General features: G+C 38.1%; 16 protein-coding genes. 12 read left to right on the top strand and 4 right to left on the bottom strand.

What is annotated here, in order from left to right; all coding sequences use genetic code 11:
* The first annotated feature begins 39 nt into the window (after positions 1-39).
* Together D0Z64_RS04935 and D0Z64_RS04930 are read left to right on the top strand one after the other, a co-directional pair.
* Positions 40-777, top strand: a complete 738-nt coding sequence (locus D0Z64_RS04935; protein WP_006352659.1) for an adaptor protein MecA — start codon at positions 40-42, stop codon at positions 775-777.
* Positions 778-856: 79 nt separating this feature from the next.
* Entirely contained in the window at positions 857-1717 is an 861-nt protein-coding gene (locus tag D0Z64_RS04930) for a competence protein CoiA family protein (RefSeq protein ID WP_127345691.1), read from the top strand.
* Here the strand turns inward: D0Z64_RS04930 and D0Z64_RS04925 are convergent.
* Entirely contained in the window at positions 1714-2343 is a 630-nt protein-coding gene (locus tag D0Z64_RS04925; protein WP_127345690.1) for a DsbA family protein, read from the bottom strand. The two genes, D0Z64_RS04930 and D0Z64_RS04925, sit on opposite strands and share 4 nt — an antisense overlap.
* Positions 2344-2431: 88 nt before the next feature.
* Positions 2432-3052 (bottom strand): CYTH domain-containing protein, encoded by a 621-nt coding sequence (locus D0Z64_RS04920; RefSeq protein WP_006352656.1) that lies wholly within the window; start codon positions 3050-3052, stop codon positions 2432-2434.
* Positions 3053-3127: 75 nt separating this feature from the next.
* Here D0Z64_RS04920 and D0Z64_RS04915 point away from each other — a divergent pair, with 75 nt between their 5' ends.
* The 5 genes from D0Z64_RS04915 (at position 3128) to D0Z64_RS04895 (ending at position 9760) form a co-directional block, all read left to right on the top strand.
* The gene (locus D0Z64_RS04915) at positions 3128-3760 is read left to right on the top strand and encodes a GTP pyrophosphokinase (protein WP_006352655.1); all 633 of its coding nucleotides are present in this window, start codon (positions 3128-3130) and stop codon (positions 3758-3760) included.
* Complete coding sequence (locus D0Z64_RS04910) at positions 3757-4554, top strand: NAD kinase (RefSeq protein WP_080881584.1); 798 nt, start codon at positions 3757-3759, stop codon at positions 4552-4554. Before D0Z64_RS04915 ends, D0Z64_RS04910 begins: the two co-directional genes overlap by 4 nt.
* Positions 4547-5431, top strand: coding sequence for an RluA family pseudouridine synthase (locus D0Z64_RS04905; protein WP_127345689.1), 885 nt, complete (start codon positions 4547-4549; stop codon positions 5429-5431). The genes D0Z64_RS04910 and D0Z64_RS04905 overlap by 8 nt, the downstream gene beginning before the upstream one ends.
* Positions 5432-5572: 141 nt before the next feature.
* A complete protein-coding gene (locus D0Z64_RS04900; RefSeq protein WP_127345688.1) occupies positions 5573-7348 on the top strand; it encodes an oleate hydratase in 1776 nt (591 codons plus the stop codon).
* 123 nt (positions 7349-7471) lie between these two features.
* Entirely contained in the window at positions 7472-9760 is a 2289-nt protein-coding gene (locus tag D0Z64_RS04895) for a glycoside hydrolase family 31 protein (protein WP_127345687.1), read from the top strand.
* A gap of 35 nt (positions 9761-9795) precedes the next feature.
* On the opposite strand, the gene D0Z64_RS04890 is transcribed toward D0Z64_RS04895, so the two are convergent.
* The gene (locus D0Z64_RS04890; protein ID WP_127345686.1) at positions 9796-10485 is read right to left on the bottom strand and encodes a TVP38/TMEM64 family protein; all 690 of its coding nucleotides are present in this window, start codon (positions 10483-10485) and stop codon (positions 9796-9798) included.
* 92 nt (positions 10486-10577) lie between these two features.
* Positions 10578-11609, bottom strand: a complete 1032-nt coding sequence (locus D0Z64_RS04885) for a lactonase family protein (protein ID WP_127345685.1) — start codon at positions 11607-11609, stop codon at positions 10578-10580.
* Between the two features lie 148 nt (positions 11610-11757).
* Between D0Z64_RS04885 and D0Z64_RS04880 the strand changes: the two genes are divergently transcribed.
* The 5 genes from D0Z64_RS04880 (at position 11758) to D0Z64_RS04860 (ending at position 17197) form a co-directional block, all read left to right on the top strand.
* Positions 11758-14517 (top strand): cation-translocating P-type ATPase, encoded by a 2760-nt coding sequence (locus tag D0Z64_RS04880; RefSeq protein WP_127345684.1) that lies wholly within the window; start codon positions 11758-11760, stop codon positions 14515-14517.
* 68 nt (positions 14518-14585) lie between these two features.
* Entirely contained in the window at positions 14586-14966 is a 381-nt protein-coding gene (locus D0Z64_RS04875) for a PTS glucitol/sorbitol transporter subunit IIA (protein WP_006352647.1), read from the top strand.
* 12 nt (positions 14967-14978) lie between these two features.
* Positions 14979-16193, top strand: a complete 1215-nt coding sequence (locus D0Z64_RS04870; RefSeq protein WP_080881576.1) for an AI-2E family transporter — start codon at positions 14979-14981, stop codon at positions 16191-16193.
* A 48-nt stretch (positions 16194-16241) separates the two neighbouring features.
* Complete coding sequence (locus D0Z64_RS04865; protein WP_006352645.1) at positions 16242-16802, top strand: tRNA (cytidine(34)-2'-O)-methyltransferase; 561 nt, start codon at positions 16242-16244, stop codon at positions 16800-16802.
* Between the two features lie 2 nt (positions 16803-16804).
* A complete protein-coding gene (locus D0Z64_RS04860; protein ID WP_080881575.1) occupies positions 16805-17197 on the top strand; it encodes a DUF1149 family protein in 393 nt (130 codons plus the stop codon).
* Positions 17198-17207: the final 10 nt, after the last annotated feature.

The raw sequence follows: 17207 nt of genomic DNA, 5'->3' as shown, positions 1-17207 counted from the left end.
TAGTACTATATAACTAACGAAGAACCGGAGGTGAATTAAATGCAAGTTGAACATATTGATGAAAATACAATTCGTGTTCGAATTGATAAGGAAGAACTTGCCGCACGCGGTTTAAAAGTTTTAGATTTGCTAGGCAATAAAGAAATAATTCAGCATTTCTTCTATTCAATTTTGTCAGAAGTTGATACCGATCACACTTTTGCTAAAGATACGCCTGTTTCTTTTCAAATAATGCCTAATAATAGTGGATTAGATTTGTTAATCAGCAAAGTCAAAAACGCAAATAACAACAATTTACAAAAAATGCTCGGGGACAATAATCTGCAACCTGAAACAAGTGAAAATCATGATGAGCTTAGAAGAAGCTTCTTTGATTTAAATCCTGATGATGATGCGAAAACAGAAGTTGATCCCGTAAGCGTTGAAAATGACAGTTTTGTCTCACCACAGGCCAAAAACGCCTACTGGAAGTTTCAAAGCAGTCATTGCTACCAATTCAAGGATTTAGGCGAAGCCGTTGAATTGGCTGACAGTTTACATGCCAGTGATCTGGCTTCAAGCCTTTATTTCTTCAAAGGATCTTATTTCATCAAATTATTATTTTTAAATGAAGATTATACTGAATTAAATCCAGCAGATGCTTGGGCAATTGCGAATGAATATGGCATTAAAATCACTGATGATCAAATGAAAATGGTGCAGGATGAAGGCAAATGCATTATTGAACGAGATGCGTTAGGCAATTTGCGTCATTATTTTAAACAACAAAGTCGTTAAAAATTAAGAATTATTAAAGAAGAAAAAGAGCAGAAAAATTCTGGCTCTTTTTTTCGTATTTAATAAATGGGTGATTAATTTGTATGCAGCATTGCTGAATGAAAAACTTGTTTTAGCCATAGAAGAGGAGGGGCTGGTTCGTCTGAAAATAAAAAAATTAAATAGTGACGAATATCGTTGTCCGCATTGTCAAAAAAGGGTGATACTGATTGTCTCCCAATCGAAGGCGGCATTTTTTAAACATTGGATTCACTATCAGGACGGGCAAGGTGAAAAAGAAGAGCATCATAATTCCAAAATGCTGTTAAAAGCAGCCTTTACAGCAGCAGGCTTTCCTGCGCAAACAGAAATTCCGCTCGCTGATGGGCAGCTTAGAGCTGATGTGCTTGTGTCAAGCAAAATCGCACTTGAAGTTCAGTGTGCGCCTCTGTCTGATGCCGAATTTAACAAGCGGCATCGACTATATCAAAAAATTAATGTACTGGATTTGTGGATTGTTGGCAGCCGACATTATTTGAAGCAGCGAATAAAAAAGACGCAATTGATCTTTTTCCGTGAAAGTCAACGCTGGGGTTGCTACTATTTGGAAGTTGACCCGCAGAAAAATCAATTGTGCCTGAAATATAATATCTGGCAAGAACCAGTTACTAGGAAACTTCGTTATCAACAAGCTAGATTTAGTTTAGATGAATTTGGCGTCAAAAAATTTTGGCATTTTAAACCTGTTTTTAAAAAATTTACTGTTAATTCTCAAAAACAGGAGGAATATTTGAGACAGCAGATGCGTACCAAAACTGAATTTGGCTTAAGAATTGCGGCCCAGTTATATGATCATCATTTTACTCTAGAAGACTTGCCAGCAAAGATTTTTCAAAAATGGCGCAAACCAGGACAGATTGATGCTGTCAGTTTTTATCTACAAAAAAGCCAACCGCGCTAGATTAAACGCAAATGGTTGGCTGAAAATAATTCTGTAAATGAATTTTTGGGTTGAATATAAGGCTGAGGTCTGAAGATATTAGCTAATTCATCTTCGTTAATTAATCCTTCTAATAAGATTCCGCTTTCTGAAGCATCATTTTCATTAAAAATGACCGTTGTCGGGGTTTTCTTAATATTCCATTGAGCTGCCAAATTACGATCTTGTATAATTGAATCCTTGACGTAGTCACTAGAACGCAATTGATTGATCTTTTCAACATTTAAATTTAGCTTTTGAATTACTTTTTCTGACAATTCAAGCGGACAAAAAGCTACTTCTTCATTCAACTTCTGCTGCAATTCCCGCAGAAAACGACGAGCTTTCTTATTGCCATATGCGATTTTGATTGCATGATATTCCTCTAATGCACGGTTGGTAGCCACAGTGCAATAAGAAAAACTGCCAAGTTTTTGTGCCATCATACGACGGCGAATCATATCGTCCTGAATGACATTCACATTTGCAAGTGGAATGAAGTGGCAGCAGTCATCTATTTCTAAATTATCAATTACTTTTTTGACTTTATTCTCAATATCGTAACAATACAAGCCAATTGGATTTATGAAGAGAAAAATCTCAAACATAGCTTTAACCCCTCTTGCTAAAATTCTCAGTATTTACTTTAACAAGAAATAAAAACTCATACAAAAAATACGCCTTATTTTCTATATGTTATTTTCGGTGAGCGGTTGCACGCGCAATTTTATTTTGATTGGTACTGGCTGCTGTTTGTTTAAAGTGATATTTTCTTTCCAACTTTTCTTGGACTTTTTTGATTAAAGCAGGATTAGTATTTTCAATCTCTAATTCATAGTCACAAAAGCTATCTGGATAACTGGTAGAATCAAGCGTTAATTCACAATTTTGTGGACCATTTGCTAAAATACGCCGCGTTTTGCTCCAGGTAAATAAGACTAATTTGCTGCTTTCTTTGGCAAAATGCTCTTGAAGATAGATGCCAACATTGCCGGCAAAAGTAAACATTTGCCCATCTTTAGCTTGCTGTACCATCTTTTTTGCTTTTTGAACAGACAAATCATCGTTAATTTCAATTACTTCATGAAAGTCTGTTTGAACAGGACGAGGATCAGGCACTTTCATTGTCTGTTCGGCGTGATCGCTAAATATGCGAATTCTGAGACCGATGTTGTGCGTTTTTAATAACCAATCAGGGGTGTCAAAATAATAGTTTTCCTGTTTAAAATCAGCTTTGTGGTCGAAATTTTTAACTAAATCATCGTAGACTTCACGTTTTAAAATGGTTTTTGCTTCGATTTCACGATTTTTACTCAAATAAGTTCACTCCAATCTCTCTTATACGATTATATGTTAAAATTTAGATGTTTGTTGTAAGAAAGGAAATTTTTCATGGACATAGATTGGGATAACTTCTTATGGCCTTATGATGAGGCAGTACGTGAATTAAAAGTTAAGTTTCGTTCCTTAAGACAAAGTTTTTTAACCAAGGGAGAACATTCACCAATTGAATTTGTAATTGGAAGAGTAAAAACGATCGATTCAATTAAAGAAAAGATGACCCGCCGAGTTATCAGTCCCGAAGTAATTGAAACCGATATGCAGGACATTGCAGGCATCAGAATCGTAACGCAATTCGTGGATGATATTTATAATGTTGTCGATTTGATTCATGCTCGTGATGATATGGAAGTTGTTGAAGAACGCGATTATATTCAAAATGCGAAGCCGTCTGGCTACCGTTCATATCATATGGTCATTTCATATACTGTTTACTTGCCTGAAGGTCCAAAAAAACTGATTGCCGAAATTCAGATCAGAACTTTGGCAATGAACTTTTGGGCTACGGTCGAGCATACGCTTAACTACAAATATCAGGGCGAATATCCGGATGACGTTTCAGAGCGACTAAAGTCAACAGCAGAAGCTGCTTACAAACTTGATCAGGAAATGTCTTCGATTAAGGATGAAGTACAAGAAGCACAGAAGATTTTTACGAAAAATAAAGGCAAGGAAAAATCATGAAAGTAGCGATTGCCCACAATAATAATCCGGAAACTTTAAAGGTTGTAGCTCATTTAAAAGAAAAACTAAAAGATCGCAATTTGATATATGACGCTAAATATCCAGATATTGTTATTACTGTCGGCGGTGATGGAACGCTGATCAATGCTTTTCACCGTTATGCTAATCAAGTTGATTCGATTCGTTTTATCGGTGTGCATACTGGGCACCTGGGCTTTTATACCGACTGGCGCAATTATGACGTGGATAAAATGGTAGAAGCTTTGACTTTGCAAAAGGCAGAAGCTGCCAAGTATCCCTTGCTTGATATTGAAATGATCACCGAGGCTGGTGAAAAGAGCCACTATTTGGCCTTGAATGAATCGGCGATTAAACGAGTTTCTCATACTTTGGAAGCTGATATTTACATCGATGATCAGCCTTTTGAAAATTTCCGTGGCGACGGTCTCTGTGTTTCAACGCCCACTGGGTCGACGGCTTATAGCAAATCATTGGGTGGAGCGGTTATTCACCCTGAATTAAAAGCTTTGCAGATGACGGAAATTGCTTCGATCAACAATCGAGTCTTCAGAACTTTGTCGTCACCAATCGTTATTGCACCCAGGCAGTGGATTACGATTATTCCTAATACAGACCATTTTGTTATGACAATTGATGGTGAGTGCAAGGCTGTTCGCAATGCCAAAAAGATCGTTTACCGCATTTCCAAACACTCAATTCAGTTTGATCGTTTTGGTCACCACCATTTTTGGTCGAGAGTTAAAACAGCCTTTATCAGTGATAACAATGACTAGTTTTAAATTATTCGTTCAAGAAAAAGACCCTAAAAAGCTGGGTTCTTTTTTGCTTAAAAACGGCTTTTCTCATCAGGCTTTGATTAAAGCGCGACATCATGGCGGATTAGTGCTGGTTAATCATAAACGACGCTACAATAGTTTTCATCTAAAGGCAGGGGATGAAGTGATTTTTATTCCTGGTCATGAAAAAGAAAATCATTGGCTGAGGCCTTCCGAGGAGCCAATAAAAATCGTCAAAGAGACTCCAAATTACCTGATTGTGAACAAAGAAGCTGGGGTTTTATCGATTCCATCGCGCTATGAAGACTCCGATGCTTTGGTTAATCGTGCAATGTGTTATTTTGAAAAACAAAATGAAGCAGGTCTAAAGCCACATGTCGTTACTCGCTTAGATAGAGATACCTCTGGTTTGGTTTTAATTGGTAAAAATGCGGTGGCACATGCGCGTTTTAGCAAGATGGATAAAGAAAATTTTGTCAAAAAATATCATGCTATCGTTGCCGGCAATTTTTCTTCAAATGAATTAAAAGGATTGATTGATCAACCGATTGGTAAAGAAGGCGGCGGGGTTAAGAGACAAGTAATGTCAACCGGACAAAAAGCACAAACTGAGTATCAGGTTTTAGCACAAAAAAATAATGCTAGTTTAGTTGAGCTTCGTTTGTTGACTGGACGAACGCACCAAATTCGGGTTCATATGGCTTATATCGGTCATCCTTTGCTAGGTGATAAATTATACGGTGGCAGCAATATTTTTTTTAGACAGGCGTTAAATTGCTTTTATTTGGCTTTTACAGATCCCTTTGATCAAGAACAAGTAGAGGAAAAAATCTCTGATCCTGCAGATATGCAGAAGTTATGGAACAGTCTTTAAAGGACTGCTTTTTATTATGTCTGTGTTATCCAATTATTTAATTTCCTTAATAATTTTGCAAAATCATTGCCATTTGAAACCGCTTTTAATACAATAAAAAATGAGATCTTGAACTATTCTAATACAGAAAAGAGGACAAACATGTATTATTCTAATGGTAATTATGAGGCCTTTGCTGACGCACAAAAACCAGCAGGCGTTGATAACAAATCTGCTTATGTTATCGGTAGCGGCTTAGCTGGCCTTGCTGCCGCCGTCTTCTTGATTCGTGATGCTAAGATGAAGGGCGAAAAGATTCATATTTTAGAGGAATTGCCAGTTGCCGGTGGTTCACTTGATGGTACGGAGCGTCCTAATGCCGGCTTTGTTGTTCGTGGCGGACGTGAAATGGAAAACCACTTTGAATGCTTATGGGATATGTATCGTTCAATTCCTAGTTTGGAAATTCCTGGTGCTTCTTATTTGGACGAATACTACTGGCTCGATAAGAAGGATCCAAACTCTTCTAACTGCCGGTTAATTCATAAGCGCGGCGAGCGTTTGCCAAGTGATGGTCAATATGGATTGGGCAAATGTGCTAATGAAATCGTGAAATTGATTATGACGCCAGAAAGTGAAATTGAAGGTGAAACTATCGAAGATTACTTCTCTGATGACTTCTTCAAGACTAATTTCTGGGCATACTGGTCAACGATGTTTGCCTTTGAAAAATGGCACTCATTAGCTGAAATGCGCCGTTACGCAATGCGCTTTATTCACCATATTGATGGTTTGCCAAACTTTACCGCTTTGAAGTTCAACAAATACAACCAGTATGAATCAATGGTTAAACCTGTTTTAGCTTACCTTAAAGAACATAAAGTTGATATTCAATATGATGTGCATGTTCAAAATATTTTAGTTGATCATGAAGGTGATAAAAAGATTGCCAAGAAGATCGTAATGACCAAAGATGGTGAACAAAGCGTTATTGATTTAACCCAAGATGATCTTGTCTTCGTAACTAATGGTTCAATTACCGAATCATCAACTTATGGTGATCAAAACACGCCAGCTCCAATTAGTCACGCAAAAGGCGGTTCATGGAAATTATGGGAAAACTTGGCAGCACAGGATCCTGCTTTTGGCCATCCTGATGTCTTCTGTGAAAACATTCCAGAACGCAGCTGGTTTGTTTCTGCAACTACAACAATGAAGACTAAGAAGCTTGCCCCATATTTTGAAAGACTAACCAAGCGTAGCCTTTACGACGGTCGTGTTAACACCGGTGGTATTATTACCGTTACTGATTCAAACTGGGGCTTAAGCTTTACCATTCACCGTCAACCACACTTTAAGAGCCAAAAACCAAATGAAATTGTAATTTGGATCTATGCTTTGTACTCTGATACTGAAGGCAATTACATTAAGAAGAGGGTCACTGAATGTACTGGTAAGGAAATTTGTGAAGAGTTGCTTTACCACTTAGGCGTACCTGAAAACGAAATTGAACAGGATGCAAGTGAAGAAAACATGAACACTGTTCCTGTTTACATGCCATATATTACTAGTTACTTCATGCCTCGTCATGACGGTGACCGTCCAGCAGTTGTTCCTGAAGGTTCTGTCAACTTAGCCTTTATCGGCAACTTTGCTGAAAGTCCAACAAGAGATACGGTCTTCACAACTGAATATTCAGTCAGAACTGCGATGGAGGCAGTTTACACAATGCTGAATGTTGATCGTGGCGTGCCTGAAGTTTATGATTCAATTTATGATTTGCGTCAGCTTCTTAGAGCAATGTACTACATGTCAGATAAGAAGAAACTGCTTGATCAAGAAATGCCATTGCCAGAAAAGCTTGCTTTAAAGACAGGGATGAAGAAGATTAAAAAGACATGGGTTGCTCAATTGCTGAAAGAAGCCAACCTGATTTAAAGAATAGGCAATTATTGAAAAACAATTTGGATTTTTCCAAATTGCTTTTTTGTTCGCCTAGAAATTTGTACTGACATGTTTTACCATAGTGATTGTAATAAAACGATTTCAAGGATAAATAAAATGGATTTTAAACAAAATGAGCAAACTTTTACTTTTAGCAATGATCAGCGCAAAATCGTGTTGACCGTTTTAACGCCGGAAATCATTCGAGTTTTTGAAGATCACGGCGAAAGCGGTGACTCATTTGCAATTGAAGGTAATAAACAAATTCAAACCAGTGTCAATGTCACTCAAAATAATGATCAGATTGAATTAAAAACTGCTTCATTAACATTGACCGTTAATTCTGATTTACGGTTAAACGTTTATGACAATCATCAGCATCCGCTTGTACTGGATTATGCTGGGAAACGAACACCCCTTGATCGCAGCGTTAACCCTGAACAGGAAAAGCTGGCTGCTTCAGAAGGACATGATGTTTTAACCAATGAAGCTGATAATAGAGTTTTAGTTATTAAGAAATTAGCCAGTGACGAACAATTTTATGGTTTAGGCGATAAAACCGGTTATCTTGATAAACGCGGTTATGAATATGACAACTGGAACAGCGATGTTCCTGAACCGCATGTTGAGAGCATGAAGGCTTTGTATAAGTCAATTCCATTTTTAATTGGGGTTAAGCAAGGACATCCATACGGCCTCTTCTTTGACAATACTTATAAAAGCCACTTTGATTTAGGCAAAGAAAGTCAAGACTATTACTATTATTCAGCATCTAATGGTAATTTGGACTACTACATTATCGGAGGCAAAACTTTAAAAGAGGTCATCACCAACTACACTTATTTAACTGGTCGCGTTCCATTGCCACAAAAGTGGATGCTGGGTTATCAACAATCACGTTGGGGCTATTCAGTCAGTCAAAAAGATGTTGCAAAAATTGCCGAAAAATTGCGGGCTAATGACTTGCCTTGTGATGTCATCCACTTTGACATTGATTATATGGATGGCTTTAGAGTCTTCACTTGGCGTAAAGATAGCTATGATGATCCTAAAAAGTTTATTGCAGATCTGCGTAAAAAAGGCTTTAGAGTAATGACGATTATTGATCCCGGCGTTAAGGTAGACGAAAATTACTGGGTATATCAAGAAGGCGTCAAGAACGGTTATTTTGTCAAGAGTCCAGATGGTACGATCTATGTCAACAAGGTTTGGCCAGGGGATGCAGTCTTTCCAGATTTTGCACGCAAAGAAGTACGCGACTGGTGGGGTAAGAATATTAAATACCTGGTTGATCTCGGCGCTTGCGGCATCTGGGATGACATGAATGAACCTGCATCATTTAACGGTCCGCTTCCAAATGATGTTGTCTTTTCAGATGGCAAAAAGGAATCAACCCATGCAAAGATTCACAATGTTTATGGTCATTGCATGGCAAAAGCAACTTATGAAGGCTTAAAGAAGGATACGGGCAAACGCCCATACGTAATTACTCGTGCTTGTTATGCCGGAACACAAAAGTATTCCACTATTTGGACCGGTGATAATCAAAGCTTATGGCCTCACTTGCAAATGATGATTCCACAACTCTGCAATTTAGGTATGAGCGGCTTCAGTTTTGCTGGTACCGATATCGGCGGATTCGGTGCTGATTGTACTGCTGAGCTTTTGACTCGTTGGATTGAAGCAGCTGTCTTTAGCCCACTGTTTAGAAACCATGCAGCAGCTGGAACACGAGCACAGGAACCTTGGACATTTGGCGAACCAACTCTTTCAATTTATCGCAAGTATTTGAAATTGCGGTATCATTTGATTTCTTACCTTTATGATCGCTTCTATTATGAAAGCAAAACAGGCTTGCCAGTAATGCGGCCACTTGTTTTGAACTATCCTGCCGATCACAAGGTGCAAAAGATGAACGATGAATACATGGTCGGAACTGATTTGTTGGTAGCACCAATTGTTATGGAAGGTCAAACCAGCCGTCAAGTTTACTTGCCAGAAGGTGAATGGCTCGACTTCTGGACTGGCGCAGAATATTGCGGCAAGACTACCATATTGGCAGATGCTCCTCTTGATAAATTGCCATTATTCATTAAGAAGAATACGATTTTGCCATGGGATCAAAGCCGGGATCATGTTGCAGTTGAAAGCAATGCTTTAATGACTTTCAGATTATTTGGCGATCGCGGAGATTATGTTCATTATCAAGATAATGGGACAGACTTTGAATATGAAAATGGTCAATACAATTTGTACGAAGTAAGAATGGGTGCGGATCATTCCGAAATTAGATTAAGTCATTTCGGTTATGAAAAGCCTTATGCACAAATTAATTTGGAATATGAGGATAAAAAAGAAGTCTACTTCTTTGATCCTGAAAGCGAAAGCTATCAGTTAAAGAAATAGACAAGCAAAATCAAAGAAAAAGCTTAGTCAAAAGACTAAGCTTTTTTTGTGTACTTTTTAATTTGGCGCATTACTAATAAAAGTAAAAGTGCAATAGCAGCGATGATGATAAAGCCAACGACTGCCTTGATAATTCTTTGCTCATCTAAGTGCAGGATGGAGTCGCCACCATAAGCGTATATATAGGCCATTGGAATTGAACCGAGAGAAATAGGAATAATTCGCTTTTTAAAATCTTTATTAATCAGCACATTAGCATAAGTAATGGTTGCACGGGGGATAAATGGGATCATATAACCAATGGTTAAACTTATTTGGGGATAAGTCTGGTTCATCATCAATTTGTATAACTTGCTGTTTTCAAGCTTTTTTGGATTATACAAACGCTGCAAAAGAAACAGTAAGACAATTTGTCCCAAGATGTCACTGATCCAATTGATGATAAAACCTGTCGCCGGTCCATATAAAATACCGTTCAAGACACAGAAGATACCATTTGATAGACCAGGAATTGCTACACACAAAGCATTGAGGATGAATAAGAAAATCAAATCTTCCCAGCCATGACTGCGAACAATCTTAATTAACAATTCTTCATTGTGGCTGTCAAAATGAAGGAGTAATTTGATTTCTGGCAAATAACTCAAGTATAAGTGATATAGAACAAGGAGGCCAAGTAAGCCGCCCAGAATAAATAGCATTATTCGAAAGGTTTTTCTTTTCATTTTGACCTCCCTTTTGTTTCCTGTATTCTATTTTACCTTAAGAAAAAAGCTATGACCAACTGTCATAGCTTTTTTTCACAATATTTATATTGTTACTCTTCAAATTCGACTCTGGTTCCTTCAGGAACTTTGATGTCTTTTTGAATAGTGGTCAATGCACCTGTCTCAGCATTGCGCAAATAAAGGGTGGCATTGTCAGTATTTTGATTGGCAACAACAACATATTTTTCACTTTCGTCCCAGTTGAAATCGCGTGGGAAGGAACCTTCAACTGAAATACGTTGGACCAGTTTTAAGGTGTCATCATCGTTAACGGCGAAAACAGCGATTGAGTCATTTCCACGGTTGGAGACGTAAATGAATTTGCCGTCTTTGGAAATTCTGATTGCTGCAGCTCCGTTATGTTCGGTCCAGTCGGCTGGAATAGTTGAATAAGTAGCAATTTCTTCAAACTTCCAGTCATCTTCATTAAATTTGACCGCCGTAATTTTGCTTGATAATTCACCGGCTACGTAGAAGCAATCGCCTTTTTTATTAAAGACAATGTGACGATCGCCAAAACCTGCTTCACTCTTAAAGGTTGCCAAGTGTTCCAATTTGTTTTGCTTATTTAGATGATAAAACTCAACAGTATCGTTTCCTAAGTCGCAGCAAACTAAATTACCTGCAGGTGTTTCATCAAAGAAGTGGGGGTGAGCGCTGTCTTGTTCAGGACGAGGTCCCAAAGTCCGAGCTTCATGTTTGTCTTTATCAAGTAAAGTCAATTCACCGTTTTCATCATACTTGAAGACGGAAATAATGCCGGTATGGTAGTTAGCTGTGTAAAGCAGATGCTTATCGCGGTTAATTCCCACGTATGCTGGAGAAGAGCCAGGGGTTAAATAAGTGTCGACTTCATGGTATTGTCCATCTTCAAGTTTAAAGACGCTGATACCACCTTCATCATTATTTGGTTTATTGATGGTAAAAATTAAAGCACCGTCTTTTTGAAAATAAGTAGGGTCACTGACTTGGATAATGTTTTCAGCTTCGCCAAGACGAGCCGTTTGATCAGTGCCGGTAAAAGGCAATTCATAAATACCTTTAGAACTTTTTTTTGTATAACCGCCAATCAGAACTTTCATAGAATATCTCCGTATAAAATTAGTCTCAAGTAGTATTTTATACCTAAGTTTTTAAATAGGATTAAAATATTAACTGAATTGTAAAAGAATTTAAAGTGTGCTACATTAACTACAAAAGGACGATAGGAAAAATAAAGAGGAAATTAAGATGGATGAAAAGAAAATTCGAGCCCAGTATGCTCAGAATGATATTTCAGAAGTTTTTGCCAATCTTAAATCTTCAGCAAATGGCTTAAGTGAAGCAGAAGCTGAAAAAAGATTGCAAAAGTATGGCCCAAATGAAATTAAAAAAGCAGAAGCCGAATCAATGTGGAAGAACTTTTTTAAAAACTTTACCAGCATGATGGCGATTTTGCTTTGGATTTCAGGCGTCATTGCGATTTTTTCAGGAACGCTAGAACTAGGAATTGCGATTTGGCTCGTTAACATCATTAACGGTTTATTCAGCTTTTGGCAAGAGCGGGCAGCTAAGAAAGCAACAGATGCTTTGAATAGCATGCTGCCTACCTATGTCCAAGTAATTAGAGATGGCAAGAAAAAGCAAATTGATAGCAAACAGCTGGTTCCAGGCGATGTGTTTGTTTTACAGGCAGGCAATAGAGTTCCAGCTGATGCCAGAATTATTACAGCTACTTCAATGCAGGTAGATCAAAGTGCGCTAAACGGCGAATCCGTACCTGAATCAAAGACTACAAAATATCAACCTGGTGAAGGCAGCTATGCGGAAAGCAATTTGATTTATTCTGGTACTACCGTGGTCGGAGGAAATGGACGTGCAATTGCGTTTGCCACAGGGATGCAAACAGAATTTGGCCGAATTGCCCAGTTGACCCAAAAAGAAGAAAAGACTGAAAGTCCATTGACCAATGAACTTAGTCGCTTGACTAAGCAAATTTCAATCATCGCGGTTACAATTGGGGTTATTTTCTTGATTGCAGCTATTTTCGTTGTAAAATATCCTTTTGCCAAAGCCTTCATTTTTGGTTTAGGGATGATTGTCGCCTTTATTCCTGAAGGACTTTTGCCAACGGTGACTTTGAGTTTGGCTCAAGGTGTACGGCGAATGGCTAAAAAGCATGCTTTGGTTAAAGAGCTTAACTCTGTTGAAACTCTAGGTGAAACTACGGTTATTTGTTCTGATAAAACAGGAACATTAACGCAAAACCAGATGACGATCCATTATATTTGGACACCAGCCAATGAATATCATGTCACTGGTAATGGCTATGTTAACAATGGTCAAATTGAATTAAATAATAAGCAGCTTTGGTACGATGAAAACCCAGATTTGCACAAGTTGGTGCAAATTGCTGCTTTGGATAATGATACTAGCGTTGAACCAAGCAAGAAAAAGGGCGGCAGGCCTAAGATTTTAGGAACGCCGACAGAAGCTTCATTAATCATCATGGCTGAAAAGGCCGGTTTTGATAAGCAACGGGTTTTAGTAAAATATCCTCGCTTAAAGGAATTGCCTTTTGATTCGGATCGTAAACGGATGTCCACGATCAATCGCTGGAACGATACACAGGCGATTGTTCTTACCAAAGGGTCATTCAGCGATACGATTGGTCGATGTGATCAAATTCAAGTTAATGGACAAGTCAGAGCGATGACTGATGATGATCGTCTTCGCGTTAAAAAGGTGAATGCCGATTATGCTGCTCGCGGCTTAAGAAGCATGGCACTTGCTTATCGAATTATTCCTAAGAATGAACAAATAAATAATTTGACTGTTGATGATGCTGAAAATCATTTGATTTTCGTTGGATTGGTTTCGATGAGCGATCCACCACGGCCTGAAGTTTATAACGCCGTCAAAAAATGTCACCAAGCAAAAATCAGAATTATCATGGTTACCGGTGACTCAAAATTAACCGCTAAGTCTGTTGCTGTTCAAATTGGCTTAACTTCAGATAAAGCCAGGGTGATTTCCGGCAATGAACTTGATCAGATGAGTGATGAAGAGCTCCGTAAGGCACTGAAAGAGGAAGTTATTTTTGCCCGGGTTGCTCCTGAACAAAAATATCGTATCGTTAAAAACTGTCAGGCAAATGGCGAAATTGTTGCCGCAACTGGTGATGGCGTCAATGATGCCCCTGCCTTAAAGCAAGCTGATATTGGTATTGCGATGGGCTTAAGCGGAACGGATGTTGCTAAAGATGCTGCCAATATGATTTTGACTGACGATAACTTTGCTTCAATTGTGGCTGCGATTGAGGAAGGTCGTGCAGCGTACAGCAATATCCGCAAGTTTTTGACTTATATTTTGACTTCCAATGTACCAGAAGCTTTTCCACCTATTCTCTTCCTGTTTTCAGGTGGACTTATCCCATTGCCAATGACGGTCATGCAGATTTTGACCGTTGACTTGGGGACTGATATGCTGCCAGCTTTGGGTTTAGGTGCTGAAGCAGCTGATCCAGATGTTATGAATCAACCGCCAAGAAAGCGCAGTGATCACTTATTGAACAAGCAGGTTATTTTACGTGCCTTTGTTTGGTATGGCTTGCTAGAAAGCATCATTTCAACCGGAGCTTATTTCTTTGTCAACCACCAAAATGGTTGGCCAATTCAAGCATTGGCTGCGAGTGGTCCCGTTTATATGAGAGCAACGACGATGTTTTTGGGAGCAATTGTCTTTGCTCAGATTGCCAACGTTCTGAATTGCCGGACAAATAAGATTTCGATCTTCAAGAAAGGCCTGTTTAGCAATAAGAATATTTGGTTCGGAATTATTTTTGAAATTTTGCTATTCTTATTCTTAACTGTGACACCAGGAATTCAGCAATTGTTCCACACGACAATTTTAAATGCTAGCGACTGGATTTTCTTGTTCTTATTGCCAATACCACTAGTCTTAATTGATGAGGCTAGAAAATGGCTGATGTTTCATCGGAAAAATAATTAAAAATGTGAACCGCTTAAGTCCTTAAGCGGTTTTCTTATGCTAAAATTAAATACAAGGAGTTAATAATTATGAAATGGACAGCAACGATTGAAAAAATAGGTAAAAAGGCGGTTGATGCTCGCGACCAAATGGTTATTCTTTTTGGCGAGGGCACTAACCAAGATTTGGAAGATGTTTCAGTTATTCAAAAATTTGATTCTGAAACACCAGTAAGTGGCTTTGTTTTCAAGAAAGGCGATACAATCACAGTTGATGGCACGACCTATATTGCTGATTATGTTGGCCCAATGGTTGAAAGCAATATGAAGGCTTTAGGTCACGCTACTTTATTCTTTAACCGTAAAGTACCTAAGGCACCATTAGCTAACGCTATTTATTTTGACCCTGATGAAAGTCAAGCTTTGCCACAATTCAAGCTAGATGATGACATTGTTTATGAACACATTTAACGGGAATTATTGATGGAGCAAAAAAAGAGTCGTAAAAAAGCCAATTTCTTTGAAAAATGGTTTTTAGATAATCGTTTTAGTGTAATATTATTTAATCTCTTACTGTTTTTCCTAATTATTTGGGTTTTCAATAAGATTTCATTTGTCCTGAATCCAGCATGGATGTTTTTCAGTGCAATCTTACCGCCGGTTTTATTAGCCACAATTCAGTTTTATGTTATGAATCCGGTAGTTGATTGGCTTGAAAAAAAGTGGCGCGTTCCACGGGTATTAACGATTATTGTTTTATTCTTAATTGTAGTTGTAGCTTTAATCTGGATAATTAATACGATTATTCCAATTGTACAAGAACAAATCAATTCATTGGTCAAGAATTGGCCAAAAATTTGGGACGATGCTGTTAATGCTACGCAAAATGCTTTGCGTGATCCAAGACTTAACAGCGTTCGCAGCAATATTGACAAAATAATTGATAATACGCAAAAGACCCTGTTCAAGTCAGGACAGACAACTGTCAATGTAGCTTTGACCAATATTTCTTCAGCTGTAAGTATCATTACTATGATCATAATGACGTTAATGACAGCACCTTTCTTGCTTTTCTTCATGTTAAAAGATGGACACAATTTGCGTCCTTACATTACTAAGTTCGCTCCACAGCGTTGGCAAAAGAGTTTTGGCAAATTGCTTTGGGATATCAACAATGCGATTTCTTCTTACATCAGAGGACAAATTACCGTTGCCTTCTGGGTTGGCGTGATGTTCGCTATTGGCTATACTGTTGTTGGTTTGCCTTATGGTTATACTCTAGCAATTCTTGCTGGATTCTTGAATTTGATTCCATATTTCGGAACGTTCATTGCATTTATTCCAGCTTTAGTAATTGGAATTATGACCTCAGTGCCGATGCTGATTAAAGTCTTAATTGTTTTTGCAATCGAGCAGACGATTGAAGGGCGTGTAATCAGTCCATTGGTAATGGGGAATAAGCTTGAAATGCACCCAATTACGACTATTTTGCTGTTAATTGGAGCCAGTGCAGTGTGGGGCTTATGGGGCGTTGTTTTCGGAATTCCGATTTACGCCGTCTTGAAGATTATTGTGTCTCGTGTTTACAATTATTATCGAAAAGTATCCGATGTTTTTGATGATGATGCAGATTCAGCCACGGAAGATGCATCTTCGGATAAAAATAAGCAAGTAAAAACAAACTCAAATGATAACTAAGCAAAACGTGGTGTTATAGCCACGTTTTTTGCTGATTTGGAGGTAAAAATGACAAATCACGTTGTATTGTATGAACCATTAATGCCTGCCAATACCGGTAACATTGCCCGTACTTGTGCCGGTACCAATACGGTTTTGGACTTAATTGAACCACTTGGTTTTCAAATCGATAATAAAAAAATGAAACGAGCAGGCTTGGATTACTGGGATAAAGTTGAAATTCATATGCATGATGATCTTGAGGCCTTTTTGAAGACGTTGGGGCCAAATGATGAAATGTATCTAATTTCCAAGTTTTCATCCAAAAATTATGCCCAGGTGGATTACACAGATCCAAACAAGAATTATTATTTTGTATTTGGAAAAGAAACAACTGGTTTGCCAGAAACCTTTATGCGCGAATATTATGATCGTAATTTGCGGATTCCGATGTCTAACAACATTCGTTGCTACAATTTGGCTAACTCAGTAGCTATGGTTTTGCTAGAAGCATTGCGTCAACAAGGATTTCCTAATATGGAAACAAGTCACCATTATGAAAATGATAAATTGAAGGATGATTATAATCGTCCAGAACGCTATGAACGTAATTTAGGAGATAAAAAATAATTATGGAATTTGAAAAAGAAACACCAATTTTAGTACACTCATTTCACTATGATTTAAATGAAGAACCAAGAGTAAAAAACGAGGTCAATGTTGCTTTTAGAAAAGCTGCTCGTCAAAATGAAGACGGAACGACAGATGAAGGACAAGGCGGAAGCTATTTTGAAGTAGTTGTTGTTTTTGATGTCGCTCCAGAACCTGGTGATTTTTCTGTTAGCGGCCGCATTAGTCAAATTATAAAATTGAAGGATTACTACGGTGATGGTCAGGACTTGTCAAAAGATGACTACCGCCTTTTAAGCAGACCTTTGGTCGAATATATTGAAACTTTAACTTATGAAGTTACTCAAGTAACCCTTGATAAGCCGGTTAACTTGAACTTCCAAGCCAATTTCTAGTTAATTAGGT

Source organism: Lactobacillus amylolyticus (assembly GCF_003999355.1).
GTDB lineage: Bacteria > Bacillota > Bacilli > Lactobacillales > Lactobacillaceae > Lactobacillus > Lactobacillus amylolyticus.
Note: the sequence above shows the minus strand (reverse complement) of the source record. Positions and strands in the feature narration are given on the sequence as shown.